This is a genomic window from Pseudomonas sp. 008 (assembly GCF_016861935.1).
Taxonomy (GTDB): Bacteria; Pseudomonadota; Gammaproteobacteria; order Pseudomonadales; family Pseudomonadaceae; genus Aquipseudomonas.
Window position 1 is genome coordinate 402,857 of sequence record NZ_BOMA01000002.1, and the last position, 25,741, is coordinate 428,597.

Sequence of the window (25,741 nt, forward strand, 5' to 3'; positions counted from 1 at the left end):
TAGTATATCGGGCCGGCCCAACAACAGTTGGGCCTTGCGCACATTTGTCGCTAAAAGTTACTCCAAAGCCTTCCAGATATCCGTGGCGTACTCGCGAATAGTCCGGTCGGACGAGAACCAGCCCATCCGCGCGGTGTTCAATACCGCCGAACGCCACCACTCTTTCGAGTCGTGCCAGTGAGCTTCGACCCGCATCTGCGCGTTCCAGTAAGAGTCGAAATCGGCGCAGACCAGGAAGCGGTCGTAGTCCACCAGTGAATCGATCAGCGCGGTGTAACGGGACGGATCGTCTGGTGAGAACACCCCGCTGCGAATCGCTTGCAACACGTCGTTGAGCCTATGGGAGGCAGCGATGTCCGGCGCTGCGTTGAATTCATGGTTACGCTTGCGCGCTTCCACTTGCTGGGCGCTGAGACCAAAAATAAACATGTGCTCGGCACCGATGCGCTCGCACATTTCTACGTTGGCCCCGTCCAGTGTGCCGATGGTCAGCGCGCCGTTGAGGCCGAATTTCATGTTGCTGGTGCCCGAAGCCTCGAAGCCGGCAGTGGAAATCTGCTCCGACAAGTCCGCCGCCGGAATGATGCTTTCGGCCAGGCTGACGTTGTAGTTGGGCAGGAACACCACTTTGAGCAAGCCGCGCACCGTCGGGTCGTTGTTGACCACCCGCGCGATGTCGTTGGTCAGTTTGATGATCAGCTTGGCCTGGTGATAACTGGCCGCCGCCTTGCCGGCGAAGATTTTCACCCGCGGCACCCAATCGATTTCCGGCTCGGCACGAATCGCCTGGTACAGCGCAACGGTATGCATCAGGTTAAGCAACTGACGCTTGTATTCGTGGATCCGCTTGACCTGCACATCGAACATCGCCGCCGGATTGACCGCGATCCCCAGCCGCTCATGAATCAGATACGCCAGGGCTTTCTTGCTGTGCAGCCGCTGTTCTGCGAACTGCTTGCGAAATGCAGTCTTCTCGGCAAACGGCTCCAGCGCGAGCAAGTGCTCCTCGGGGTTGTCCAGCAGGCTCGGGCCGAGGGCGTCGACCAGCATGGAGGTGAGTTCGGGGTTGGCCTGATAGAGCCAGCGGCGGAAGGTAATGCCATTGGTCTTGTTGTTGATCCGGTCCGGGTAAAGCTTGTGCAGCTCGGAGAACACCGTGCTGCGCATCAGCTGCGTGTGCAGGCCGGACACGCCATTGACGCTGTGGGAACCCAGGAATGCCAGGTTACCCATGCGCACGCGGCGACCGTTGTCTTCCTCGATCAGCGAAATCGCACGCAGCACGTCGAAATCGTGAACACCTTTGGCCCGCAACGAGTCGATGTGCTGGGCATTGATCAAGTAAATGATCTGCATGTGCCGGGGCAGCATCCGTTCCATCAGACTGACCGGCCAGGTTTCCAGCGCTTCCGGCAACAGCGTGTGGTTGGTGTACGACAGCGTGTCGACCGTGATCTGCCACGCCGCATCCCACGCCACGTCATAGACGTCGACCAACTGACGCATCAGTTCGGCCACGGCGATCGAGGGGTGAGTGTCGTTGAGTTGAATGGCCGCGTGATCGCCCAGGGTCAGCACCGAGGTGTGCATGTTGCGATGGCGACGCAACAAGTCCTGCAAGGACGCGGAGACGAAGAAATATTCCTGGCGCAGGCGCAACTCCTGGCCGGCCTCGTTGCTGTCCGCCGGGTAAAGCACGCGGGAGATACTTTCTGCCCAGGCCACTTCCGCGACCGCGCCCAAGTGGTCGCCCGCGTTGAAGCGCTCCAGATGCAATTCTTCCATAGCCCGGGCGCGCCACAGCCGCAGGGTGTTGACGCTTGCACCACGCCAACCGACCACCGGGGTGTCGTAGGCGATGGCCCGCACGGTTTCCGACGGGGACCAGACTTGCCTGGACTTGCCGGCTTCATCGGTCACGGTTTCGACACTGCCGCCGAAACCGATCGGGTAGGCCACCTCTGGCCGTTCGAACTCCCACGGGTTGCCGAAGTCCAGCCAGTGCTCGGTCTGCTCCTGCTGCCAGCCGTCGACGATGGCCTGGCGGAACAAACCGTGTTCATAACGAATACCATAACCATGGCCGGCGATGCCGAGGGTCGACATGCTTTCCATAAAGCATGCCGCCAGACGCCCGAGGCCACCGTTGCCCAGTGCCGCATCGGGCTCCAGTAGACGGATGCGTTCGATGTCGACGCCCAGTTCAGTCATGGCCTCGCGGGCCACATCGAGCAAGCCGAGGTTGCTCAGGCTGTCGTAGAGCAAGCGACCGATAAGAAATTCAAGAGAAAGGTAATAAACCCGTTTCTGGCCTTTGCGGTAGATCTGCCGGGTGTGGTCCATCCAGTGCTCGACCATGTGATCACGCGCCGCCAGGGCAATGGCTTCGAACCAGTCATGGTCGAAGGCGTGATCCGGGTCTTTACCCACCGCGTAAGTGAGCTTGGTCAAGACGGCGTCGCGGAATGCGGCCACCTCTGCTTCGCGAACAAGTGGTTCTTGAGTCATCGATAAGACCTCGAGCGAGCGTGAAGTTGTCTGAGCCTAGTCGGTCTGACAGACCGTAGAGACTCTGGTTCGGCAGTTTTTCCTGTTAGTACGAGATAGATCGACATTACGTTGTCGTGTGCCAGAAACAATGCAGGGGCCGTGCCGGACACAGGACTATTTTGCGACAAGCAAAAAAATCTGGCGAAAGGTTGTTCAAAAATCCACCAGTCCCGGTATGATCGCGCGCCCTGATGCACACGCTGGTAACAACCGATGATGAAGCCCAACCTGATCGCCGCCGCGGAAATCGATCGCCTCGATACCTGGGCCAAGTACTCTGCCCCAATGTGCGGCTCGTGCATGTCCAGCTGCTGCACGCTGCCGGTCGAAGTCAAGATCAAGGATCTGATCCGTATCGGCATCGTCGACGAATTCGAACTGGGCGATCCACCCAAGAACATCGCCAAGCGCTTGCAGAAGGAAGGGATTGTCGAGCGCTACAACCAGAAGTCCGAGATCTTCACCCTCCAGCGCATGAGCAACAACGATTGCCTGTACCTGGATCGTAAAAGCCGTTTGTGCACTATTTATGATAAGCGCCCGGACACCTGCCGCAACCACCCGAAGATCGGACCGCGGCCGGGGTATTGCGCGTACAAGCCTAAAGAAGTGGTGCGCGAGACCAGCAGCTCCAGCCGCACCCTCGAAAAGTTTTAAAGCCGCCTCGATCCCCGTAGCAGCTGTCGAGCCCCAGCGAGGCTGCGTTCGGCAGCGCAGCAGTCGCAGGCCTGAAAACACGATTTATATGATGCACCGCAGCGTTTGATTTCACGACTGCTGCGCAGTCGAACGCAGCCTCGCAAGCTCGGCAGCTGCTACAGCCAGACAAACAAAAACGCCCCCGGCCTTTCGACCGGGGGCGTTTTCATTCAGCCTGAGTTAACTCAGTTCTTGGCTTTCTTGGCAGCGCGGGTACGCTCGCCTTCGTCCAGGATCTTCTTACGCAGGCGGATCGACTTAGGTGTCACTTCGCACAGCTCGTCATCCTGGATGAATTCCAGGGCCTGTTCAAGAGTGAAGCGAACAGGTGGAACCAGAGCGATGGTTTCGTCTTTACCCGAAGCACGCATGTTGTCGAGCTTCTTGCCTTTGGTTGGGTTGACGCCCATGTCGTTGTCACGGCTGTTCAGACCAACGATCTGACCGTTGTAGATCTCTTGACCGTGTTCAACGAACAGCTTGCCACGCGCCTGCAGGGTTTCCAGGGAGTAGGTCAGCGCCTTGCCGGTTTCTACCGATACCAGAACACCGTTCTGACGACCGGACATGTCGCCGGACTTCATGGTGTCGTAGCGATCGAAGATCGAGGTCAGGATGCCAGCACCGTTGGTCAGGGTCAGGAACTGGTTACGGAAACCGATCAGACCGCGAGCAGGGATGTTGTACTCCAGACGAACACGGCCTTTGCCATCCGGCACCATGTTGGTCAGGTCGCCTTTACGCAGGCCCATCTCTTCCATGACCTTGCCCTGGGATTCTTCAGGGGTGTCGATGGTTACGTTTTCGAACGGTTCCTGCTTCACGCCGTCAACTTGACGGATGATCACTTCCGGACGACCAACGCCCATTTCGAAGCCTTCGCGACGCATGGTTTCGATCAGTACCGAGAGGTGCAGCTCACCACGGCCGGAAACCTTGAACTTGTCAGCCGAGTCGCCTTCTTCAACGCGCAGTGCAACGTTGTACAGCAGCTCTTTATCCAGACGTTCCTTGATGTTACGGGAAGTCACGAACTTGCCTTCTTTACCGCAGAAAGGCGAGTCGTTTACCTGGAAGGTCATGGAAACGGTTGGCTCGTCAACGGTCAGAGGCTTCATCGCCTCGACGTTGTCCGGCTGGCACAGGGTGTCGGAGATGAACAGCGAGTCCATACCGCTCACGCACACGATGTCACCGGCAAACGCTTCTTCAACGTCGATACGGTGCAGGCCGTGGTGACCCATCAGCTTCAGGATACGACCGTTACGCTTCTTGCCGTCGGCGCCAATGGCCACGACTGGAGTGTTCGGCTTGACGCTACCACGAGCGATACGGCCAACACCGATAACACCCAGGAAGCTGTTGTAGTCCAGTGCCGAGATTTGCATCTGGAACGGGCCTTCACGGTCAACTTTAGGAGCCGGTACGTTGTCGACGATCGACTGGTACAACGGGGTCATGTCTTCAGCCATGTCGGTGTGGTCCAGACCGGCGATGCCGTTCAGGGCCGAGGCGTAGACGACTTTGAAGTCCAGCTGTTCTTCGGTAGCACCCAGGTTGTCGAACAGGTCGAAGATCTGGTCCAGAACCCAGTCCGGACGCGCGCCTGGACGGTCAACCTTGTTGATGCACACGATTGGACGCAGGCCGGCTTCGAACGCCTTCTTGGTCACGAAACGGGTTTGCGGCATAGGGCCGTCTTGAGCGTCAACCAGCAGCAGAACGGAGTCGACCATCGACATTACGCGTTCAACTTCACCGCCGAAGTCGGCGTGGCCCGGGGTGTCCACGATGTTGATGTGGTAGCCGTTCCAGTTGATGGCGGTGTTTTTCGCCAGAATGGTAATACCGCGCTCTTTCTCCTGGTCGTTGGAGTCCATCACGCGCTCGTCGTTGAGCTCGTTGCGTTCCAGGGTGCCGGATTGACGCAAGAGTTTGTCTACCAGGGTGGTTTTACCATGGTCAACGTGGGCAATGATGGCGATGTTGCGTAGATTTTCGATCACTTGTGTATCTCGATCAGAGGATTCGGTGTGCTGACAAGTCTTGGCAGCGATTAACAGTAGCGTCCGGACAAGCCGTTACAGCTTGACGGTGGCATCGGGGGGCCGGTGACGCAGGCCACAGGCAAACAGCCCCGGGCACTTAGCTCGGTCGATAAACGCGCACATTGGCATGCCCCTCACTGAGCAAATGGTGGGCATGCAGGCGACTCATCACGCCTTTGTCGCAATACAGCAGGTACTGGCGAGTAGGGTCCAGTTCCTTGAAACGAGCGTTCAGTGCATAAAACGGCATCGTCTGTACCTCGATACCAGGAAGCTCCAGCGGGTCGTCTTCGGCGGCATCCGGGTGACGGATATCGATGATGATCTGGCCCGCCAGCGCTTCGCTGACTTCTTCAATCTGCAAATCCTGGCCCAATTCGTCGATCACGCGATCGATCGGCACCAGTTTGGCATTCTCGAGCGCGCGCTCAAGGACTGCCATGTCGAATTCTTTCTCTTCGTGCTCCACGCGGTAGCGCTTGGCCGCCGTCTTCGGATTGACCGAGATGACCCCGCAGTACTCCGGCATGTGCCGGGCGAAATCGGCGGTGCCGATCTCGTTGGCCGTGTCGATGATGTCCTGCTTGTGACTGGCGATCAGTGGACGCAAGACCAGCTTGTCGGTCACGCAGTCGATCACGGACAGGTTCGGCAACGTCTGGCTCGACACCTGGGAGATCGCCTCGCCAGTGACCAGCGCTTCGATGTGCAGTCGATCAGCAATTCGGGAAGCAGCGCGCAACATCATACGCTTCAAAACTACACCCATATGACTGTTATCGACTTTCCCGAGAATTTCTCCCAGAACTTCCTCGAACGGCACACTGACAAATAACACGCGTTGGGAGCTGCCGTACTTCTTCCAGATGAAGTGCGCGACTTCCATCACGCCCAGCTCATGGGCTCGTCCGCCCAGATTGAAGAAGCAGAAATGGCTCATCAGCCCGCGGCGCATGATCTGGTAGGCCGCAACGGTGGAATCGAAGCCGCCGGACATCAGTACAAGCGTCTGTTCCAGGGCCCCGAGCGGATAACCGCCGATGCCGTTGTGCTGGCTGTGGATCACGAACAACCGTTGGTCGCGAACTTCGATACGGACTTCGATTTCGGGCTTTTTCAGGTCGATCCCGGCGGCACCACACTGACGGCGCAACTGGCTGCCGACATATTTCTCGATGTCTATCGAACTGAATGGGTGCTTGCCGGCTCGCTTGCAGCGCACCGAGAAAATCTTTCCGGCCAGCTCATCGCCGTAGTGCTGCTTGCACTTCTCGACGATGTCGTCGAAATCGCCCAGCGGGTACTCGTCGATCTGCAGAAAGTGCGCGATGCCCGGCGTGCAAGTCAGGCGCTCGCCCATCTCTTTCAGGACCTTGGGGTCGCTGACGCGGGTTTCCAGCTCGAGATTGTCCCACACACCGTTCACCACCACGGCCGGGTCCAGATCGCGGAGCACGGTACGGATGTTTTTGGCCAACTGGCGGATGAAACGCATCCGTACCGGGCGGCTCTTGATGGTGATCTCGGGGAAGACTTTTACGATTAGTTTCATGAAAACAGCGCGCGCAGGGCCAGCCGAAAAAGGGGGGCGCGGATTATAGCGGAAATTGCTCAAGGTTTAACCAGTTAATGTGCAGAAGGTTTTGAACGCACCAAAACGGGTCATTTATGGAATTCGACGCTACATTACAGGGCGATATTTTGCGCTTTATGGTGCGCCGCCCCCTTGCAAGCGTGATATTGGGGCAAAAAACCCATGATGAGGCACTGGCATGCAATTTGCTCCCTTGTGAGGCAGGTTGCCATGGCAGAGTATTCGCGCCGGCATCACCCACATTTAAGGGCATCCATTACAAGCCCTAAGCCACCCGGAGGACACTATGTCGAAGTCGGTTCAACTCATCAAAGATCATGACGTCAAGTGGATTGATCTGCGCTTCACGGACACCAAAGGCACTCAGCACCACGTGACCATGCCGGCTCGCGATGCGCTGGATGAAGCTTTCTTCGAAGAAGGCAAAATGTTCGACGGTTCCTCCATCGCTGGCTGGAAAGGCATCGAAGCTTCCGACATGATCCTGATGCCGGACGACACCACTGCCGTTCTCGACCCGTTCACCGAAGAGCCGACCCTGATCCTGGTTTGCGACGTGATCGAGCCTTCGACCATGCAAGGCTACGACCGTGACCCACGGGCGATCGCCAAGCGTGCCGAGGAATACCTGAAGTCGACCGGTATCGGCGACACCGTATTTGTGGGTCCAGAGCCTGAGTTCTTCATCTTCGACGAAGTGAAGTTCAAGTCCGACATCTCCGGCTCGATGTTCAAAATCTTCTCCGAACAAGGTTCGTGGATGTCCGACCAGGACGTGGAAGGCGGCAACAAAGGCCACCGTCCAGGCGTCAAAGGCGGCTACTTCCCGGTTCCGCCGTTCGACCACGACCACGAAATCCGTACCTCCATGTGCAACGCCATGGAAGAAATGGGCCTGGTCATCGAAGTTCACCACCACGAAGTGGCGACTGCCGGTCAGAACGAAATCGGCGTGAAGTTCAACACCCTGGTTGCCAAGGCTGACGAAGTTCAGACCCTGAAATACTGCGTACACAACGTAGCTGACGCATACGGCCGCACCGCGACCTTCATGCCTAAGCCGCTGTACGGCGACAACGGTTCGGGTATGCACGTTCACCTGTCCATCGCCAAAGATGGCAAGAACACCTTCGCTGGCGAAGGCTATGCCGGCCTGTCCGACACCGCCCTGTACTTCATCGGCGGCATCATCAAGCACGGTAAGGCTCTGAACGGCTTCACCAACCCGTCGACCAACTCCTACAAGCGTCTGGTCCCAGGTTTCGAAGCTCCAGTGATGCTGGCCTACTCGGCTCGCAACCGTTCCGCTTCGATCCGTATTCCTTACGTGTCCAGCCCTCGCGCTCGCCGTATCGAAGCCCGCTTCCCGGATCCAGCAGCCAACCCATACCTGGGCTTCGCTGCACTGTTGATGGCTGGCCTGGACGGCATCCAGAACAAGATCCACCCTGGCGACGCAGCTGACAAAAACCTGTACGACCTGCCGCCTGAAGAGGCGAAAGAGATCCCACAAGTTTGCGGCAGCCTGAAAGAAGCCCTGGAAGAGCTGGACAAAGGTCGTGCGTTCCTGACCAAAGGCGGCGTTTTCAGCGACGACTTCATCGACGCTTACATCGCTCTGAAAAGCGAAGAAGAAATCAAGGTTCGTACCTTCGTACACCCACTGGAATATGAGCTGTACTACAGCTGCTGATCCGGTAGCGCTGCACTACGCAGCGTGACAAAAGAGAGGCCTCCTTCGGGAGGCCTTTTTTGTGGGCGAACGTCTGTCATCGGATGCCCGGTTGCGTGCATCATGGCCTTCACCCGATAAAGTCGAGATCCTCCATGCGCCTACGCTCATCCCTTGCCTTGCTCACTGCCCTGCTGGCCAACAGCGCTTTTGCCAGCCCGGCACCTGCCGCCCTCGCCCCGCTACTAGGCACCATCGAGGAGCGCCTGGCGATTGCCGATCAAGTCGCGTTGAGCAAATGGGACAGCGGTAAACCCGTCGAGGACCGTCAGCGCGAGCGTGAGGTAATTGCTGGTGCCGTGGCCCTGGCACCTGCTTATAAATTGAGCAACGAAGCCGTCGAACAGTTCTTCTCGGCGCAGATCGAGGCCAACAAACTGGTGCAATACGCGCATTTGTCTGACTGGCATGCGCAAGGCAAGGCTCCCGACACCCCTCGCCCCGACCTCGTCGGGCAGATCCGCCCGCAACTTGATCAGTTACAAAAACGCCTGCTGCAACAACTGGCCGATTTCAGCCCTTATCGCAACGACCCGCAGTGCCCATCCTGGCTGGCCAAAGCCAATAAAACCGGCGCCCAAGTGTCTCTGCGCGAGCTCGCCAAGGTACGCGCCAGCGCTGAGTTGTGCAGCACCAGCCGCTGAGCCGGCCTGCCGACATGCGCTGATGTGCTCTATGCTCAGCGCTTAGTCGCCACGAACGGAACAGGGCCGGACACTTGCCCAACGGCCAATGGAAGCCTGCAATGCGCTCATTGTTGTTATGCCTGCTCGTACTGATCGCCCTGCCCGTCGCCGCGCAGATCTATAAGTACACCGACGCCAATGGCAACACCGCCTACAGCAATCAGCCGCCCGACGGCGTCAAAGCCCGGCCGGTCGAATTGCCACCGCTCAACAGCGTCGAGCGTCAGTCGCCCAGCGAACCCGTAGCACCTGCGCAAGCCAGTAGCCGTGACCAAGCGCACAGCGCCTATCAGGTGCTGGAGCTGAGCGGCCTGCCCACCGAAGAAGCCTTGCGCGCCAACAACGGCACGTTCACCGTCAGCGTATTGATCAATCCACGCCTGCAAGGCACTCATCGATTGAGGCTGTTACTGGACGGTCAACCCTACGGCCAGCCGAGCAACGTGCCGACCCTGCAACTGGTGAACATCGACCGTGGCGAACATAACCTTGCGGTTCAGGTGATCGACGGGCAAAACGTCGTGCAACAGAGCCCCACCGTGACGCTCACCGTGCAACGGGTGCATAAACCTTGAGGGCCTGGCTGTTGATCGCGTGCCTGGTCAGCCTGCCGGCGATGGCCGAGGTCTTCACCTATATCGACGCTCAGGGTAATCGGGTCTTCACCGATCAGCCGGGCGCCCGCAACGCCAAACGTGTGCCGTTGGCGACAAGCAATCGAATGTCAGCCAACCCGAGTGGCGCAGCGCCCATGACCGCTGCGAAAACAAACCCGACCAAGCCACTGTTTCATTACGACATGCTTCGGGTGCTGGTGCCGGAACCGGATGCCACGATCCGTAGCAGTGCCGGTGAATTGATCGTCAGCATTACCAGCGAACCCGGCCTGCAACGGGGCCATCGTTACCGTTTGCTGCTGGACGGCCAGCCCACTGCCGAGCCCGGCCCCAGCCCGGTGTTCGCCCTGAGCAATATCGACCGCGGCAGTCACAACCTGTCGGTGGAAATCCTCGACGAACAGGGCCACACCGTCGAACGCACCGCCAATCAACCGTTCCATATGCTGCGCATTTCCCTGGCGCAGAAACGCCAGGTCAAACCCTGCACCCTCACCGACTACGGCCAACGGCCGGAATGCCCCCTTAAAGACAAGCCTGAAGAAGAAAAAAGCGCCTTCTTGCCCTTCTTCTAACCTCGTTCAGGTTTGCGCACTATATTGGTGCAAACATCTGCACCATACCCACATCTCAACCCATTTTGGTTCGAAAGTACCCGAAAAAACTGGCAGAACGCCATGCAAACGAGCGTAAAACGCCCGTTTCAGGCTCTAAACGCTTCTTTTCGGAGCCTTGGTTTGGTTTTTGCATTTTCCTCATACCGGCGCGTTATTCATGCGCATGCCCTGCTCCAAAAGAGGGAGTAGGGCGTGCTCACCGTAAATGGCGATCGCGCAAAGCCCCACGAGACGCAAGACTAGGCATGAGGAGAGAAGTTTGGTTGCTCCAAATGAACGACGAATAACGACGGATTGCGTCTCGTGGGGCTTTGCCCTTCGGGTTGGCGCTGTGATCGCGCCATGCTGCGTTGTAGGACTTGAAAAGGGAACGCCATTCTCTGCGTCCTACGCCTTGCCTGGCGCGATCACAGCGCCAACGCGATTCGCCATTTACGGTGAGCACGCCCTACTATGACCATTAGCGACGCACTACACCGCTTGCTACTCGACAACCTGACCACCGCCACCATCCTGCTCGACGCCGAACTGCGCCTCGAGTACATGAACCCGGCGGCGGAAATGCTGCTGGCCATCAGCGGCCAGCGTAGCCATGGGCAGTTCATCAGTGAGTTGTTCACCGAATCCACCGAAGCGCTGAACTCCCTGCGCCAGGCAGTCGAGCAGGCACACCCGTTCACCAAGCGCGAAGCGATGCTCACCGCCCTCACCGGCCAGACCTTGACCGTCGACTACGCCGTGACGCCAATCCTGAGCAATGGCGACACGATGCTGCTGCTGGAGGTTCATCCTCGCGACCGCCTCCTGCGGATCACCAAGGAAGAGGCACAACTGTCGAAGCAGGAAACCAGCAAAATGCTGGTGCGTGGCCTCGCCCACGAGATCAAGAACCCTCTCGGCGGCATTCGTGGCGCGGCTCAGTTGCTCGCCCGTGAGTTGCCGGAAGAAAGCCTGCGCGATTACACCAACGTGATCATTGAAGAAGCCGATCGCCTGCGCAATCTGGTGGATCGCATGCTCGGCTCTAACAAGCTGCCGTCGCTGGCCATGTGCAACGTCCACGAAGTGCTGGAGCGTGTGTGTCAGTTGGTGGAAGCCGAAAGTCAGGGCTGCATCACTTTGGTGCGCGACTACGACCCAAGCATTCCGGATGTCTTGATTGATCGCGAACAGATGATTCAAGCCGTGCTGAACATCGTGCGCAACGCGATGCAGGCCATCAGCAGCCAGAACGAGCTACGCCTTGGCCGCATCAGCTTGCGTACCCGCGCCATGCGCCAGTTCACCATCGGCCACGTGCGCCATCGCCTGGTGACCAAGATCGAAATCATCGACAACGGCCCGGGGATCCCCGCCGAGTTGCAGGAAACCATCTTCTTCCCCATGGTCAGCGGCCGCCCGGACGGTACCGGGCTGGGCCTGGCCATTACCCAGAACATCATCAGCCAGCACCAGGGCTTGATCGAATGTGACAGCCATCCAGGCCACACCACGTTCTCGATCTTTCTGCCACTGGAACAAGGAGCCACATCGACATGAGCCGTAGTGAAACCGTGTGGATCGTCGATGACGACCGTTCTATCCGTTGGGTCCTGGAAAAAGCCTTGCAACAGGAAGGCATGACCACCCAAAGCTTCGACAGCGCCGATGGCGTGATGAGCCGCCTGGCGCGCCAGCAGCCGGACGTGATCATCTCCGACATTCGCATGCCGGGTGCCAGCGGCCTGGACCTTCTAGCGCGGATTCGCGAACAACACCCACGGCTGCCAGTTATCATCATGACTGCCCACTCCGACCTGGACAGCGCTGTCGCGTCCTATCAGGGTGGCGCGTTCGAATACCTGCCCAAGCCGTTCGACGTCGACGAAGCCGTTTCCCTGGTCAAGCGCGCCAATCAACACGCTCAGGAACAGCAAGGCCTGGAAGTCGTCCCGACGCTGACCCGCACCCCGGAAATCATCGGCGAAGCGCCGGCGATGCAAGAAGTGTTTCGCGCCATCGGGCGCTTGAGCCACTCCAACATCACCGTGCTGATCAACGGCGAATCCGGCACCGGTAAAGAGCTGGTGGCCCACGCCCTGCACCGTCACAGCCCACGGGCGGCCTCGCCGTTCATTGCGCTGAACATGGCGGCGATCCCCAAGGATCTGATGGAGTCCGAACTGTTCGGCCACGAAAAAGGCGCGTTCACCGGCGCAGCCAACCTGCGTCGCGGGCGCTTCGAACAGGCCGACGGCGGCACGCTGTTCCTCGATGAAATCGGCGACATGCCGGCGGACACCCAGACTCGTTTGCTGCGGGTACTGGCGGACGGCGAGTTTTACCGCGTCGGCGGTCATGTGCCGGTGAAGGTCGATGTACGCATCATCGCCGCGACTCACCAGAATCTGGAAACCCTGGTGCACGCCGGAAAATTCCGTGAGGACTTGTTCCACCGCCTCAACGTGATCCGCATCCACATTCCACGGCTGTCGGACCGTCGCGAAGACATCCCGACCCTGGCCAAGCACTTCCTCAGCCGCGCCGCGCAAGAACTGGCGGTGGAACCGAAACTGCTGAAAAGCGAAACCGAGGAATACCTGAAAAACCTGCCATGGCCAGGCAACGTGCGTCAGCTGGAGAACACCTGCCGCTGGATCACCGTGATGGCTTCAGGTCGCGAAGTGCACATCAGCGACCTGCCGCCGGAGCTGCTGAGCCTGCCGCAGGATTCGGCACCAGTGACCAATTGGGAGCAGGCGCTGCGCCAGTGGGCCGACCAGGCTTTGGCACGTGGCCAATCGAGCCTGCTCGACAGCGCCGTACCGGCCTTCGAGCGGATCATGATCGAAACCGCCCTCAAACACACCGCCGGCCGCCGCCGCGACGCCGCCGTGCTGCTGGGCTGGGGACGTAATACCTTGACGCGCAAGATCAAGGAATTGGGGATGAAGGTAGATGGTGGGGATGATGATGAAGGGGATGAGGGTTAACTAGCCGCCAGCTCCTCACTGAGTACCGGATCCAATCGCGGGCAAGTCCGCTCCCACAGGAATTTCGATGGTTTCACCGGCGCGTGAACACCATTGAACCTTGTGGGAGCGGGCTTGCCCGCGATGCTTTTGGGGCCACCGTGCACCGCAGCAATGCACCGTGAACCGCAATCGCGCACAACAACCCGTCCCAAATCCCGTGCTCACCTGCAGAAAAAACCATACCGAAAAAACACAAAAGCCCCGGAATACGGGGCTTTCAGCACTACTCAGCGACTTTTCGTTTCAACATATTAAAAACTGGCACGCCCCCTGCAATAGTCCAATCAGTGATTCGATTCACTACCCAGTTTCGGGGACCTTGGTACAGGCAGGCCGGGGATTCCCCTCTTTATACCGGGCTCATACCGCAACAGCGACGAGCCCACCCGTTTTGGGGTCCTTGGTACAGGCAGGCCGGGGATTCCCTCTTTACACCGGGCTCACGACGCATGCGCGAGCCCTCCCGTTTTGGGGTCCTTGGTACAGGCAGGCCGGGGATTCCCTCTTTACACCGGGCTCACGACGCATGCGCGAGCCCTCCCGTTTTGGGAACCTTGGTACAGGCAGGCCGGGGATTCCCTCTTTTATTGCTCTCGGAGATGGATCTCCAGCCGCCAGCGGTCATCGACCTTGCTACCGGCCCAGTCGCCTTGCAGGGGCCGGGCCGCCACCACCGTCAGCAACAATCCCCCATCACTCAATCGCGTTCGCCAGTTCACGTCTTTACCGTTGAGCTTGAGCTGACCTTTCTGTGCACGGCCTTCAGCCTCGAACAATAGCGCGACACTGCCGTCGACCAATTCGCCGTGGGTTTTGGGTTCGTTGTTGAACCACACCACCAGCCCATCATTGGTCACCTCGACCTGCTGCAAAACGCTGGGGTCAGGCGCAGTCAGACGACCGATCATCAGGCCCACCATCACTCCGACAATCGCCAGTGAACCCATCACCCGCAGGAATAGTTTCGAACGGGGATCGGCTTGCGGCGTAGAATGCTGCTCATCTTTACCTTCGGAGCCGTGCATGTTTCACGTCATCCTTTTCCAACCAGAAATTCCGCCGAATACCGGCAACGTTATCAGGCTGTGCGCCAACAGTGGCTGCCACCTGCATTTGATCGAACCGCTGGGCTTCGAGATGGACGACAAGCGCCTGCGCCGGGCGGGCCTCGATTACCATGAGTATGCCACCCTGCAACGCCACGCAGACCTCGCCAGCTGTCTGGAAAGCCTCGGCCACCCTCGGCTGTTCGCCTTTACCACCAAAGGTTCGCGACCGTTCCATGATGCCAGCTTCGCCGAGGGCGATGCCTTCCTGTTCGGCCCGGAAAGCCGTGGCTTGCCAGCCGAAGTGCTCGACGCCCTGCCCGGCGAACAACGCCTGCGCCTGCCCATGCGCGAAGGCTGTCGCAGCCTGAACCTGTCCAACACCGTGGCCATCGCGGTGTACGAAGCCTGGCGTCAGCTCGGGTTCAAGTAACCGCACGATCCGACGACAGGTTTCGTTTGCTCCATGAAAAAAGCGCCTTTGAAGGCGCTTTTTTCATGGAGCAAACGAAGCTTCTTTTACTGGACGGTCGGAGTTTCGCCAGCCGCCTGCATGCGTTGCAGCTCTTGTGCGTACAGCGCATCGAAGTTCACCGGGGCCAGCATCAGGGCCGGGAACGAACCGCGGGTCACCAGGCTGTCCAGGGTTTCGCGAGCGTACGGGAACAGGATGTTCGGGCAGAACGCGCCCAGGGTGTGGCTCATCGAAGCCGCGTCCAGGTTCTTGATCAGGAAGATCCCGGCCTGTTGCACTTCAGCGATGAACGCTACTTCTTCACCGTTTTTCACGGTGACCGACAGGGTCAGTACGACTTCGTGGAAGTCGCCTTCCAGCGCCTTCTGACGGGTGTTCAGATCCAGACCGACGCTCGGTTCCCACTGCTGGCGAAAGATTGCCGGGCTTTTCGGGGCTTCGAAGGACAAGTCACGTACGTAGATGCGCTGCAAGGAGAATTGCGGTGCGTTTTCTTCTTCGCTAGCTGCAGTGTTCTGTTGGTCAGTCATCTCAGATCCTTTCTGATCTCGGGTCTTATAGGGTTAGCTATTTCTAAGTAACGCAGTCAGGCCTTGAGCATGGCGTCGAGCTTGCCGGCGCGCTCCAGGGCAAACAAATCATCACAGCCGCCAACGTGGGTGTTGCCGATCCAGATCTGCGGCACGGACGTACGCCCGGCCTTCTGAGCCATCGCGGCACGCACCTGCGGCTTGCCATCGACCTTGATCTCTTCGAAGGCCACGCCTTTGTTCTCGAGCAGGTACTTGGCTCGCGAGCAATAAGGGCAGTAATCGCTGGAATAGACGACGACGTTGTTCATATCACTTCACCAGTGGCAGATTGTCGGCTTTCCAGCTGGAAATACCGCCAGACAGCTTGGCAGCGGTGAAACCGGCTTTCACCAGTTCACGGGCATGAGTACCGGCGGTCTGGCCCATGGCGTCGACCAGGATAATGGTCTTGGCCTTGTGCTTTTCCAGTTCGCCGACGCGAGCGGTCAGTTTGTCCTGAGGAATGTTCAACGCGCCAACGATGTGACCGGCGGCGAAATCCTTGGTCGGACGAATGTCGACCACTACGCCTGCGTCCTTGTTGACCAGCCCGGTCAGTTCACCGGTGCTCAGGCTGCGGCCGCCGCCTTGCATCTGATAGGCCAATAGCAGGGCCGCCAGTACAACGAAGATACCCACGAGAATGTAGTGGTTGGTGGCGAATTGAATCAGGTGATCAACCATCGAAGGAGGTTCCAGGGCGTTAAAATGTCGGCCAGTATACACAGCCACTATGGTGGGCCAAACCCCGTCCGGCGGTGACGCGGTCGGAACTTCGCTTTAAACTCCTACTCCCTTTTCCATCGCCCTCTATTAACTCAGCCACGAGTGGAATCCATGACTACCACGCCTAAACCTTTGGTCCTGATCATTCTCGACGGCTTCGGTCACAGTGAGAGCCCTGAATCCAACGCCATCTATGCGGCGAAGAAGCCCGTACTGGACCGTCTGTGGGCCACCGTGCCGAACGGCCTGATCTCGGGCAGCGGCATGGACGTCGGCTTGCCGGACGGCCAGATGGGCAACTCTGAAGTTGGCCACATGAACCTCGGCGCCGGCCGGGTGGTGTATCAGGACTTCACTCGCGTGACCAAAGCGATCCGCGACGGCGAGTTCTTCGAGAACCCGACCATCTGCGCCGCGGTGGATAAAGCCGTTGCTGCCGGCAAAGCCGTGCACTTCATGGGGCTGCTGTCCGATGGCGGCGTTCACAGCCACCAGGACCACCTGATCGCCATGGCTGAGCTGGCCTTCAAGCGCGGCGCCGAAAAAATCTACCTGCACGCCTTCCTCGACGGCCGCGACACGCCGCCGAAAAGCGCCCAGTCGTCGATCGAGTTGCTGGACGCAACCTTCCAGGCCCTCGGCAAAGGCCGGATCGCCAGCATCATTGGCCGTTATTACGCCATGGACCGCGACAACCGTTGGGATCGCGTGTCCCAGGCCTACAACCTGATTGTCGATGGCGCCAGCGAATTCAACGCCGCCACCGCTCAGGAAGGCCTGCAAGCTGCGTACGAACGTGGCGAGAGCGACGAATTCGTCAAAGCCACCAGCATCGGTGAGCCGGTGAAGGTCGAAGACGGCGACGCCGTGGTCTTCATGAACTTCCGTGCCGACCGTGCCCGCGAACTGACCCGCGTGTTCGTCGAAGACGATTTCAAGGAATTCGAACGTGCTCGCCAGCCAAAACTGGCCGGTTTCGTCATGCTGACCCAATACGCCGCCAGCATCCCCGCGCCGTCGGCTTTCGCTGCGGGCAGCCTGGAAAACGTACTGGGCGATTACCTGGCGAAAAACGGCAAGACACAGCTGCGCATTGCCGAAACCGAGAAGTATGCCCACGTGACCTTCTTCTTCTCCGGCGGTCGCGAAGAACCGTTCCCGGGCGAAGAACGCATCCTGATCCCGTCGCCGAAAGTCGCCACCTATGACTTGCAGCCCGAGATGAGTGCCCCGGAAGTCACCGACCGCATCGTCGATGCCATTGAAAACCAGCGTTTCGACGTGATCGTGGTCAACTACGCCAACGGCGACATGGTCGGTCACAGTGGTGTATTCGAGGCGGCGGTGAAAGCTGTGGAATGCCTGGACACCTGCGTCGGCCGTATCGTCACGGCACTGGAAAAAGTCGGCGGCGAAGCCCTGATTACCGCCGACCATGGCAATGTCGAGCAAATGTCCGACGCATCCACCGGCCAGGCCCACACCGCCCACACCACCGAGCCGGTGCCGTTCATCTATGTCGGCAAGCGTGACTTGAAGGTTCGCGAAGGCGGCGTGCTGGCCGACGTGGCACCGACCATGCTGAAGTTGCTGGGGCTTGAGAAGCCTGTGGAAATGACCGGAACTTCGATTCTGGTGTAATCGCGCCGCTCAAACGCCGCCAAACCCTGTGGGAGCAGGCTTACTCGCTCCCACATTGGTTTTGCGGTGTTTTTCTGTCCAGTTATCACACAGCCCCAATTGGGCATTTTTTTTGCTGCGCTTGGCGGGCATACTAGGCCCGTCCCTTTCCCTGGTGTCGCCCGCCTCTATGCTTCGCGTCCTGATAGCCCTCGCTCTGACATGCCTGCTCCAACCGGCCTTTGCCGACGAGCGCACGCAAACCCAACAACAGTTGGACGCCACGCGTCAGGACATTGCCGAGCTGAAAAAACTGCTGGGCAAGCTCCAGGAAGAAAAGTCCGGGGTGCAGAAAGACCTCAAAGGCACCGAAACCGAGATGGGCAAGCTCGAGAAGCAGGTCGAGGCGCTGCAAAAAGAGCTGAAGAAAAGCGAATCCGAGCTGCAGCGACTCGATGCCGAGAAAAAAAAACTCCAGAGCGCGCGCGTTGAACAGCAACGACTGATCGCCATCCAGGCCCGCGCGGCCTATCAGAATGGCCGCCAGGAGTACCTGAAACTGCTGCTCAACCAGCAGAACCCGGAAAAATTCGCCCGCACCCTCACCTATTACGACTACCTGAGCCAGGCCCGCCTGGAGCAGCTGAAGAATTTCAACGAAACCCTGCGCCAACTGGCCAATGTCGAAAAAGACATCTCCATGCAGCAAGCGCAATTGCTGGTGCAGAAAAGCAGCCTCGACAGCCAGCGCGACGAACTCGACAAAGTCCGCAAAGAGCGCCAGCAAGTTCTGGCCAAGCTCAATGACGACGTGAAGGCTCGAGACCAGAAACTGGCCGCCCGCGAGCAGGATCAGGCAGACCTGTCTAAAGTCCTTAAAACCATTGAAGAAACCCTGGCTCGTCAGGCCCGAGAGGCAGAAGAAGCGCGGCAAAAAGCGCTGATCGCCCAGCAGGAAGCCGAAAAAAAGCGGTTACGTGAGGCTCAGGCTGAAGCAGACGCCAGCGACGCCCCACGCAAACCCGCCAAATCGACGCCCGGTGCCCTGGTTTCAAGTTCAGGCGAGACCTTCGGCGGTCCTTTTGCTTCGACTCGCGGCAAACTTCCATGGCCGGTTGATGGTCGACTGCTGGCACGCTTCGGTGAAACCCGTGGCGACGACGCCCGCACCAAGTGGGACGGTGTGATGATCAGCGCCTCCGCCGGCAGCCAGGTGCATGCCGTTCACGGCGGTCGCGTGGTGTTTGCCGACTGGCTGCGTGGGGCCGGGCTGCTGGTGATTCTCGACCACGGCAACGGCTTTTTGAGTCTTTACGGTCACAACCAGACGCTGCTCAAGTCTGCGGGTGACGTGGTAAAAGCCGGTGAGTCCATCTCCACTGTCGGTAACAGTGGCGGGCAGGACACACCAGCACTGTATTTCGCTATTCGTCAGCAGGGTCACCCGAGTGACCCGGCGCAATGGTGCCGCGCGCAAGGATAGGCGTTGAGTCACCTACATTAGGAGTTCGTTCGACATGCTGCATTTGTCCCGCCTTACCTCGCTGGCTCTGACGATCGCCCTGGTGATCGGCGCGCCTCTGGCGTTTGCCGCTCAACCGGCCCCGGCGGTCGCGCCTGCCGGCACTGCTGCGACCACCAAGGCGCCATTGCCGCTGGACGAGTTGCGCACCTTTGCCGAAGTCATGGACCGGATCAAGGCAGCCTATGTAGAACCGGTTGACGACAAGACCCTGCTGGAAAACGCTATCAAAGGCATGCTCAGCAACCTCGACCCGCACTCCGCCTACCTGGGCCCGGAAGACTTCACTGAATTGCAGGAAAGCACCAGCGGCGAATTTGGCGGCCTGGGCATCGAAGTCGGCGCGGAAGACGGTTTCATCAAAGTGGTTTCGCCTATCGATGACACCCCGGCCTCCAAGGCTGGCATCCAGGCCGGCGACTTCATCGTCAAGATCAACGGCCAGCCGACTCGCGGCCAGAGCATGACCGAAGCCGTGGACAAGATGCGCGGCAAGATCGGCCAGAAGATCACCCTGACCCTGGTCCGCGACGGCGGCACTCCGTTCGACGTGACCCTGGTCCGCGCCACCATCCAGGTGAAAAGCGTCAAGAGCCAGCTGCTGGAATCCGGCTACGGCTACATCCGCATCACCCAGTTCCAGGTCAAGACCGGCGAAGAGGTCTCCAAGGCCTTGGCCAAGCTGCGCAAGGACAACGGCAAGAAGCTCAGCGGCATCGTCCTCGACCTGCGTAACAACCCGGGCGGCGTGCTGCAATCGGCGGTGGAAGTGGTCGACCACTTCATCACCAAAGGCCTGATCGTCTACACCAAGGGCCGCATCGCCAACTCTGAACTGCGCTTCTCCGCTACCGGCAAGGACGAAAGCGAAGCTGTGCCAATGGTCGTGCTGATCAACGGCGGCAGCGCCTCGGCCTCGGAAATTGTCGCCGGCGCCCTGCAGGATCAGAAACGTGCGGTGGTCATGGGCACCACCAGTTTCGGCAAAGGCTCGGTACAAACCGTGTTGCCGCTGAACAACGACCGCGCACTGAAAATCACCACGGCGCTGTACTACACGCCGAACGGCCGCTCGATTCAGGCTCAGGGCATCGTCCCGGACATCGAAGTGCGCAAGGCCAAGATCACCAACGAGCAGGACGGCGATTACTTCAAGGAAGCCGATCTGCAAGGTCACTTGGGCAATGGCAACGGCGGCGCCGACAAACCGACAGGTTCCGGCGGCAAAGCCAAGGCCATGCCGCAGGATGACGATTACCAGCTGGCCCAGGCCCTGAGCCTGCTCAAAGGACTGAGCATCACCCGCGGCCACTGAGATGCGCCTGCGGTTACTACTCGGTCTGCTGTGCAGTCTGGCGGGAGTTGCTCACGCAGCACCTGCCACGACAGCGACCACACCTCACAAGGCTTATCTGAGCCTGATCATCGATGACCTGGGGCAGAACCTGCCCCGGGATCGTCGCGTGCTGGCCCTGCCCGGCCCGGTCACCACGGCGATCATGCCCGACACACCCCACGCCACCGAGTTCGCCCGCGAAGCCCATCGCGCCGGCAAGACCGTCATTCTGCACATGCCCATGGACCCGGCCACCGGACCATTCGCCTGGCATCCCGAGTTGCCCATCGAAGAACTTGAAAAGCGCCTGAACGCCGCGTTCAACATGGTGCCCTATACCGCCGGCATCAATAACCACATGGGTAGCCGCATGACCGCTCAGCAACCGGCCATGGCCTGGCTGATGGCGGACTTGCAGCGTCGGCACAAATTCTTCGTCGACAGCCGCACCAGTGCGCAAACAGTGGCCGCCGCCGAGGCGCAGAAGATTGGCTTGGCAAGTGTTTCGCGGGATGTTTTTCTGGATGACGAGCCCACCGAAGCGGCGATCTTCACGCAGCTACAGACAGCGATCAGCCTGGCGCGCAAGCAGGGTTCGGCGGTGATGATCGGGCATCCGTATCCGCAAACTCTGGCGGTGCTGGAGCGTGAGTTGCCCAAGCTCAAGGCACTGGGAATTGAGTGGATCGACATCAAATTGATGATCAGCGTGCGCGGCAATCGTGCGACGGCTGCTCATGGCAAGGATGGCGTCTACCGCTAACTTGCCGCACCACCCACAGTGATTTGCGTAAGGTACAAGGTTCGGTGTTGGGATTTAGAGATACCGCGCCATGATGTCGTCCACCACGCCTTCCTTGCGCAACTGATCCAGCGCAGCCTGCAGCTTGGCCACGGTCTCATCCGGTACGTCCTTGTTCAGCGCCAGGTACAGCTCGGCGCTGTTGAAGCGCAGTACGGTCTTGAGCCCGGTTACCCCGTCCAGCCGCGCCAGGTAACGTCCCGCCGGATCACCCGTAGCCCACAGATCGATCTGACCGTTAGCCAGCTTCTTCGCATTGTCCTGGTCGCGCAGCACCACAATCGGCTTCAGACCTTGCTTGGCCAATGTCTCGGCAATCGCATCGCCCTTGTAGGCACCAATCTTGTATTTACGCGCCTGATCCAGCGATTCCAGGGTGATCTTGCTATCAGCCTTGGCCAGCATGATCCAGTCGTCCGGGCCGATAGGGCCGACCCACTTGAAGAGTTTCTCGCGGTCCGGCAGCCGCGCCATTACGAACACGCCATAACCGGGCTTTTCCAGGGCGAGCTTGTAGATTCGCTCCCAAGGGAAACGCAGCGTCAGGCTGTAGGGGATGTCGGCACGCTTGAACATCTCGCGGACGATGTCCACGGCGATGCCATTGATATTCTCGTCCTGGGCGAAGTTCTTGCCGTTCTTCGCCATGTTGTACGGGGGAAAGTTTTCCGTCAGCAATACCAGGCCGGTGCCGGGACCTTCTTCGGCGCGAGCCCCGTTGATGAGCAACAGAGAAGCGCTGGCGAGGACAAGAAGAAGACGTTTAAGCATGTCGGGCTACCGGAATCCATGGCGTGCCCAAGAGTGCCTTGAGCCCGCCACGCTGTCTACTGGCCTTTTGATAACGGCCTTATATGCAACATTAAAATAATGGGTATCTCAGTCACTGTGGTAGATAGTTACCACCCTCCACCCAGCCTCACCTGATTAATTGCAAATACCCGGCCACAGGCCATTTCTTCAATTAATCAGAGGCACCCTTCAATGAATTCGATCCCCATACTTCTTGCCAGTGCATTGTGCTCACTGTGCACACCCAGTTTTGCGAACAACAGCGATTATGGCGAAGGCCTGCAGAACCTGACCCCTTCCAAAATCCTTGAAAATACCGACGGTTCCCGCGACCACTGGCAAGGTATCGGGCGTCTGGCGATCAATCGCGGTAGCTGTACCGCGGCCCTTCTCGATACACGCGATGAAATCGAGTTGCCGGAAACCCCCGCTTACGTACTTACTGCGGGACACTGCATTGAATTGACCAATGGCAACATCGTGACCGACAGCCCGGTCAGCGGCACCATCACATTCAATTATTTCACCGACACCTCCAAGCTCAAGGCCTATCCGCTGAAGACGACGATATGGCGGAGCATGCAAGGCATTGATATGGCTATAGTTGAATTGGATGTCAGCCTTCAAAAGCTCATTGCGGATGGCATACAACCGTTGAAACTGGCGAGTGAGACACCCGCGAATGGCACCGATGTCTTGATCGTGGGGGCACCAAAAGGTTTCGACCAAATTACATTGCGCATGGCGGCTTGTACTTTGCAGCCCACCCAGGACCTTGTTGAAGGACCATGGGTGTGGCGGAACACCTTTATGACTCGCTGCAAGGACATTCGAGGCGGCAGCTCCGGAAGCCCCGTGCTGGATCGCTATTCAAACGAGATCGTAGGGGTAGTGGGAACAGGAAATTTCGAGGCGGATATTGTCCCATGCCGCGATCATGCGCCCTGCACGCGCGTTGGAAATGACTATGTGGCGGTACACGAAAATGTGTATGGCAACCCCACGGCGCTTCTCAACGGGTGTTTCTCACAAGGCCGTATCGCTCCAAATCCGCCATCGTCCTGCCAACTCTACCCGGCTTTTACCGTTGACGGTGGCGCAGCCGAGTTGGACAGATACAAGAGAGTTAAACAGCTCAATAATGGTTCCATAGTCATCCCGACCTGGAACTATCGATTTTCGATCAGCACTCCCTTCTACCGTCATAAAACCGTTTCCTCCGCAATGAAATGCGAGGAAGCCGAAAATTACAGCGATCCAATAAGTTCAACAGATGCACAAATCAATTCTGAGATAGGTACGAAACCTGGATTCTATTTTCTATGCATTTTAGGTCTGGAATCAGCTGAACAGCACGCCTCAAGAGGCCTCTTGAAAAACGCGTTGTCTTTACCCGTAGAGATATTGGATAACACACCAACCGCGCAGGCCAACTTGTCCATTGAAAGCGACGTGTTTGTAACACTGGCGAAAGCAGAAGAGCCGTATCGGACCTACTCCATCAAGTTTGGTCCTGTAGAAACAACGGACTGTCATCAACCCGAAAAATACATTGAAAACATGACAATGGACTTCTTTATTCCGAGCGAGAAACTTCCGGGAAAGCTTTGCGTCATTGCCTACGACAAATCGGGACAGGCGTCCGAACCGAGGATCGACTTACTGAGCCCGGTGACTGGAACTCATAAGGCTGCGTCATCCAACGCTCAAGCTGCCCCATAACATCGGCCCGGAGCGTTTTCTCCGGGCCGCGGGCCTTCATCGCATCACGATTCCGCGATGGGCCATATAGGCCTTGGCTTCCTGAACGGTGTATTCGCCGAAGTGGAAAATACTCGCCGCCAATACCGCACTGGCGTGGCCTTCAAGAATACCGTCGGCCAAATGCTGCAAGTTGCCGACACCACCGGAGGCGATCACCGGAATCCCCAGCGCATCACTGATAGCGCGGGTGACACCCAGATCGAAGCCGTTTTTCATGCCGTCCTGGTCCATGCTGGTCAGCAGGATTTCGCCGGCACCGAGACCTTCCATTTTCTTCGCCCACTCAACGGCGTCGAGGCCGGTTGGCTTGCGACCACCGTGGGTGAAGATTTCCCAGCGCGGGGGTTCGCCCGGGCCGGAAACTTTCTTGGCGTCGATCGCGACGACAATGCACTGCGAACCGAAATGCTGCGCCGCTTCGCCGACGAATTCCGGGTTGAACACTGCAGCGGTGTTGATCGAGACCTTGTCCGCACCGGCGTTCAGCAGATTGCGAATGTCCTGCACGGTACGCACGCCACCGCCCACAGTCAGCGGGATAAACACCTGGCTGGCCATGCGCTCGACGGTGTGCAGCGTGGTGTCGCGGCCGTCGACGCTGGCAGTGATGTCGAGAAAGGTAATCTCGTCGGCACCCTGCTCGTCGTAGCGACGGGCGATTTCCACCGGGTCGCCGGCATCGCGAATGTTCTCGAACTTGACGCCCTTGACCACCCGGCCGTTATCCACGTCCAGGCAAGGGATGATGCGTTTGGCCAGCGCCATGGTGAGTCCTCAGCCTTTGTACGAATCGCAGAAAGCTTGCGCTTCAGCGACATCGAGGGTGCCTTCGTAGATCGCCCGGCCGGTGATGGCGCCGATGATGCCTGGTGCCTTGGCGTCGAGCAGCGACTTGATGTCACCCAGATTGTGGACACCGCCGGATGCAATGACCGGGATCTTCGTCGCAGCAGCCAGAGCAGCGGTGTAAGAGACGTTGCAGCCCTGCATCATGCCGTCTTTGGCGATGTCGGTATAAACGATCGCGGACACGCCGTCGGCCTCGAATTGCTTGGCCAGGTCGATGACCTGCACGGTGCTGATTTCAGCCCAGCCGTCGGTGGCGACAAAACCGTCTTTGGCATCCAGGCCGACAATCACTTTGCCCGGGAACGCGCGGCACGCTTCGGCGACGAAGGCCGGATCTTTCACGGCCTTGGTGCCGATGATCACGTAGCTCACACCCGCTTTCACGTAGTGTTCGATGGTTTCCAGGGAACGGATACCGCCGCCGATCTGAATCGGCAGGTTCGGGTAGCGCTTGGCGATGGCGGTGACCACTTCGCCGTTGACCGGCTGGCCTTCGAAGGCACCGTTCAGGTCGACCAGATGCAGACGACGGCAACCGCCCTCCACCCACTTGGCAGCCATGCTCACCGGGTCATCGGAGAACACTGTGGAATCTTCCATGCGGCCCTGGCGCAGACGAACACAGGCACCGTCTTTGAGATCGATAGCGGGAATAATCAGCATCTGGCAAACCTTCAAAT

The 25,741-nt window shown here is 58.8% G+C and carries 23 protein-coding genes; 13 read left to right on the plus strand and 10 right to left on the minus strand.

The window, feature by feature from the left end:
* Positions 1-57: 57 nt before the first annotated feature.
* On the minus strand, positions 58-2,508 hold the full coding sequence (locus JUI81_RS06365; protein WP_019581812.1) for a glycogen/starch/alpha-glucan phosphorylase: 2,451 nt from the start codon (positions 2,506-2,508) through the stop codon (positions 58-60).
* A gap of 258 nt (positions 2,509-2,766) precedes the next feature.
* Between JUI81_RS06365 and JUI81_RS06370 the strand changes: the two genes are divergently transcribed.
* Positions 2,767-3,207 (plus strand): YkgJ family cysteine cluster protein, encoded by a 441-nt coding sequence (locus JUI81_RS06370; protein WP_026286653.1) that lies wholly within the window; start codon positions 2,767-2,769, stop codon positions 3,205-3,207.
* 227 nt (positions 3,208-3,434) lie between these two features.
* Here the strand turns inward: JUI81_RS06370 and typA are convergent, their stop codons facing one another.
* A complete protein-coding gene (typA, locus tag JUI81_RS06375; protein WP_008028025.1) occupies positions 3,435-5,255 on the minus strand; it encodes a translational GTPase TypA in 1,821 nt (606 codons plus the stop codon).
* A gap of 139 nt (positions 5,256-5,394) precedes the next feature.
* Positions 5,395-6,849: a tRNA uracil 4-sulfurtransferase ThiI gene (thiI, locus tag JUI81_RS06380; protein ID WP_204123947.1), complete on the minus strand. Its 1,455-nt coding sequence runs from the start codon at positions 6,847-6,849 to the stop codon at positions 5,395-5,397.
* Positions 6,850-7,177: 328 nt separating this feature from the next.
* On the opposite strand from thiI, the gene glnA reads away from it, so the two are divergent.
* The 6 genes from glnA to ntrC all read left to right on the plus strand — a co-directional run bounded on the left by glnA (position 7,178) and on the right by ntrC (position 13,515).
* On the plus strand, positions 7,178-8,584 hold the full coding sequence (gene glnA / locus JUI81_RS06385; RefSeq protein WP_019581810.1) for a glutamate--ammonia ligase: 1,407 nt from the start codon (positions 7,178-7,180) through the stop codon (positions 8,582-8,584).
* Between the two features lie 134 nt (positions 8,585-8,718).
* The gene (locus tag JUI81_RS06390; protein ID WP_019581809.1) at positions 8,719-9,267 is read left to right on the plus strand and encodes a chorismate mutase; all 549 of its coding nucleotides are present in this window, start codon (positions 8,719-8,721) and stop codon (positions 9,265-9,267) included.
* A 101-nt stretch (positions 9,268-9,368) separates the two neighbouring features.
* On the plus strand, positions 9,369-9,884 hold the full coding sequence (locus JUI81_RS06395; protein ID WP_096481390.1) for a DUF4124 domain-containing protein: 516 nt from the start codon (positions 9,369-9,371) through the stop codon (positions 9,882-9,884).
* Complete coding sequence (locus JUI81_RS06400) at positions 9,881-10,501, plus strand: DUF4124 domain-containing protein (RefSeq protein ID WP_032830985.1); 621 nt, start codon at positions 9,881-9,883, stop codon at positions 10,499-10,501. The genes JUI81_RS06395 and JUI81_RS06400 overlap by 4 nt, the downstream gene beginning before the upstream one ends.
* A gap of 495 nt (positions 10,502-10,996) precedes the next feature.
* Positions 10,997-12,082, plus strand: coding sequence for a nitrogen regulation protein NR(II) (glnL, locus tag JUI81_RS06405; protein ID WP_018929201.1), 1,086 nt, complete (start codon positions 10,997-10,999; stop codon positions 12,080-12,082).
* Positions 12,079-13,515 (plus strand): nitrogen regulation protein NR(I), encoded by a 1,437-nt coding sequence (ntrC, locus tag JUI81_RS06410; RefSeq protein ID WP_018929202.1) that lies wholly within the window; start codon positions 12,079-12,081, stop codon positions 13,513-13,515. The genes glnL and ntrC overlap by 4 nt, the downstream gene beginning before the upstream one ends.
* A gap of 626 nt (positions 13,516-14,141) precedes the next feature.
* On the opposite strand, the gene JUI81_RS06415 is transcribed toward ntrC, so the two are convergent.
* Complete coding sequence (locus JUI81_RS06415; protein ID WP_018929203.1) at positions 14,142-14,582, minus strand: hypothetical protein; 441 nt, start codon at positions 14,580-14,582, stop codon at positions 14,142-14,144.
* Between JUI81_RS06415 and trmL the strand changes: the two genes are divergently transcribed.
* On the plus strand, positions 14,581-15,036 hold the full coding sequence (gene trmL, locus JUI81_RS06420; RefSeq protein WP_007939438.1) for a tRNA (uridine(34)/cytosine(34)/5-carboxymethylaminomethyluridine(34)-2'-O)-methyltransferase TrmL: 456 nt from the start codon (positions 14,581-14,583) through the stop codon (positions 15,034-15,036). The two genes, JUI81_RS06415 and trmL, sit on opposite strands and share 2 nt — an antisense overlap.
* Positions 15,037-15,122: 86 nt before the next feature.
* On the opposite strand, the gene secB is transcribed toward trmL, so the two are convergent.
* From secB to JUI81_RS06435, 3 genes are read right to left on the minus strand one after another with little or no spacing between them, the layout of a single operon-like run.
* On the minus strand, positions 15,123-15,608 hold the full coding sequence (gene secB / locus JUI81_RS06425) for a protein-export chaperone SecB (protein WP_007939439.1): 486 nt from the start codon (positions 15,606-15,608) through the stop codon (positions 15,123-15,125).
* 56 nt (positions 15,609-15,664) lie between these two features.
* Positions 15,665-15,919 carry a glutaredoxin 3 gene (gene grxC / locus JUI81_RS06430; protein WP_018929204.1) on the minus strand — a complete coding sequence of 85 codons (255 nt, stop codon included), beginning with the start codon at positions 15,917-15,919 and terminating at the stop codon, positions 15,665-15,667.
* 1 nt (position 15,920) lies between these two features.
* Positions 15,921-16,334, minus strand: coding sequence for a rhodanese-like domain-containing protein (locus JUI81_RS06435; protein ID WP_018929205.1), 414 nt, complete (start codon positions 16,332-16,334; stop codon positions 15,921-15,923).
* A gap of 153 nt (positions 16,335-16,487) precedes the next feature.
* Here JUI81_RS06435 and gpmI point away from each other — a divergent pair, with 153 nt between their 5' ends.
* The 4 genes from gpmI (at position 16,488) to JUI81_RS06455 (ending at position 21,617) form a co-directional block, all read left to right on the plus strand.
* Entirely contained in the window at positions 16,488-18,017 is a 1,530-nt protein-coding gene (gene gpmI, locus JUI81_RS06440) for a 2,3-bisphosphoglycerate-independent phosphoglycerate mutase (protein WP_204123948.1), read from the plus strand.
* A gap of 169 nt (positions 18,018-18,186) precedes the next feature.
* Positions 18,187-19,479: a murein hydrolase activator EnvC gene (locus JUI81_RS06445; protein WP_019581805.1), complete on the plus strand. Its 1,293-nt coding sequence runs from the start codon at positions 18,187-18,189 to the stop codon at positions 19,477-19,479.
* Positions 19,480-19,513: 34 nt separating this feature from the next.
* Positions 19,514-20,833, plus strand: coding sequence for a S41 family peptidase (locus JUI81_RS06450; RefSeq protein ID WP_028939599.1), 1,320 nt, complete (start codon positions 19,514-19,516; stop codon positions 20,831-20,833).
* A gap of 1 nt (position 20,834) precedes the next feature.
* On the plus strand, positions 20,835-21,617 hold the full coding sequence (locus tag JUI81_RS06455; RefSeq protein WP_019581803.1) for a divergent polysaccharide deacetylase family protein: 783 nt from the start codon (positions 20,835-20,837) through the stop codon (positions 21,615-21,617).
* Positions 21,618-21,671: 54 nt separating this feature from the next.
* Here JUI81_RS06455 and JUI81_RS06460 read toward each other — a convergent pair whose 3' ends face one another.
* Complete coding sequence (locus JUI81_RS06460; RefSeq protein ID WP_019581802.1) at positions 21,672-22,427, minus strand: ABC transporter substrate-binding protein; 756 nt, start codon at positions 22,425-22,427, stop codon at positions 21,672-21,674.
* Positions 22,428-22,640: 213 nt separating this feature from the next.
* On the opposite strand from JUI81_RS06460, the gene JUI81_RS06465 reads away from it, so the two are divergent.
* A complete protein-coding gene (locus tag JUI81_RS06465; RefSeq protein WP_204123949.1) occupies positions 22,641-24,170 on the plus strand; it encodes a serine protease in 1,530 nt (509 codons plus the stop codon).
* 36 nt (positions 24,171-24,206) lie between these two features.
* Here the strand turns inward: JUI81_RS06465 and hisF are convergent, their stop codons facing one another.
* Positions 24,207-24,977 (minus strand): imidazole glycerol phosphate synthase subunit HisF, encoded by a 771-nt coding sequence (gene hisF, locus JUI81_RS06470; RefSeq protein ID WP_018929212.1) that lies wholly within the window; start codon positions 24,975-24,977, stop codon positions 24,207-24,209.
* Positions 24,978-24,986: 9 nt separating this feature from the next.
* Complete coding sequence (gene hisA / locus JUI81_RS06475) at positions 24,987-25,724, minus strand: 1-(5-phosphoribosyl)-5-[(5-phosphoribosylamino)methylideneamino]imidazole-4-carboxamide isomerase (RefSeq protein WP_204123950.1); 738 nt, start codon at positions 25,722-25,724, stop codon at positions 24,987-24,989.
* Positions 25,725-25,741: the final 17 nt, after the last annotated feature.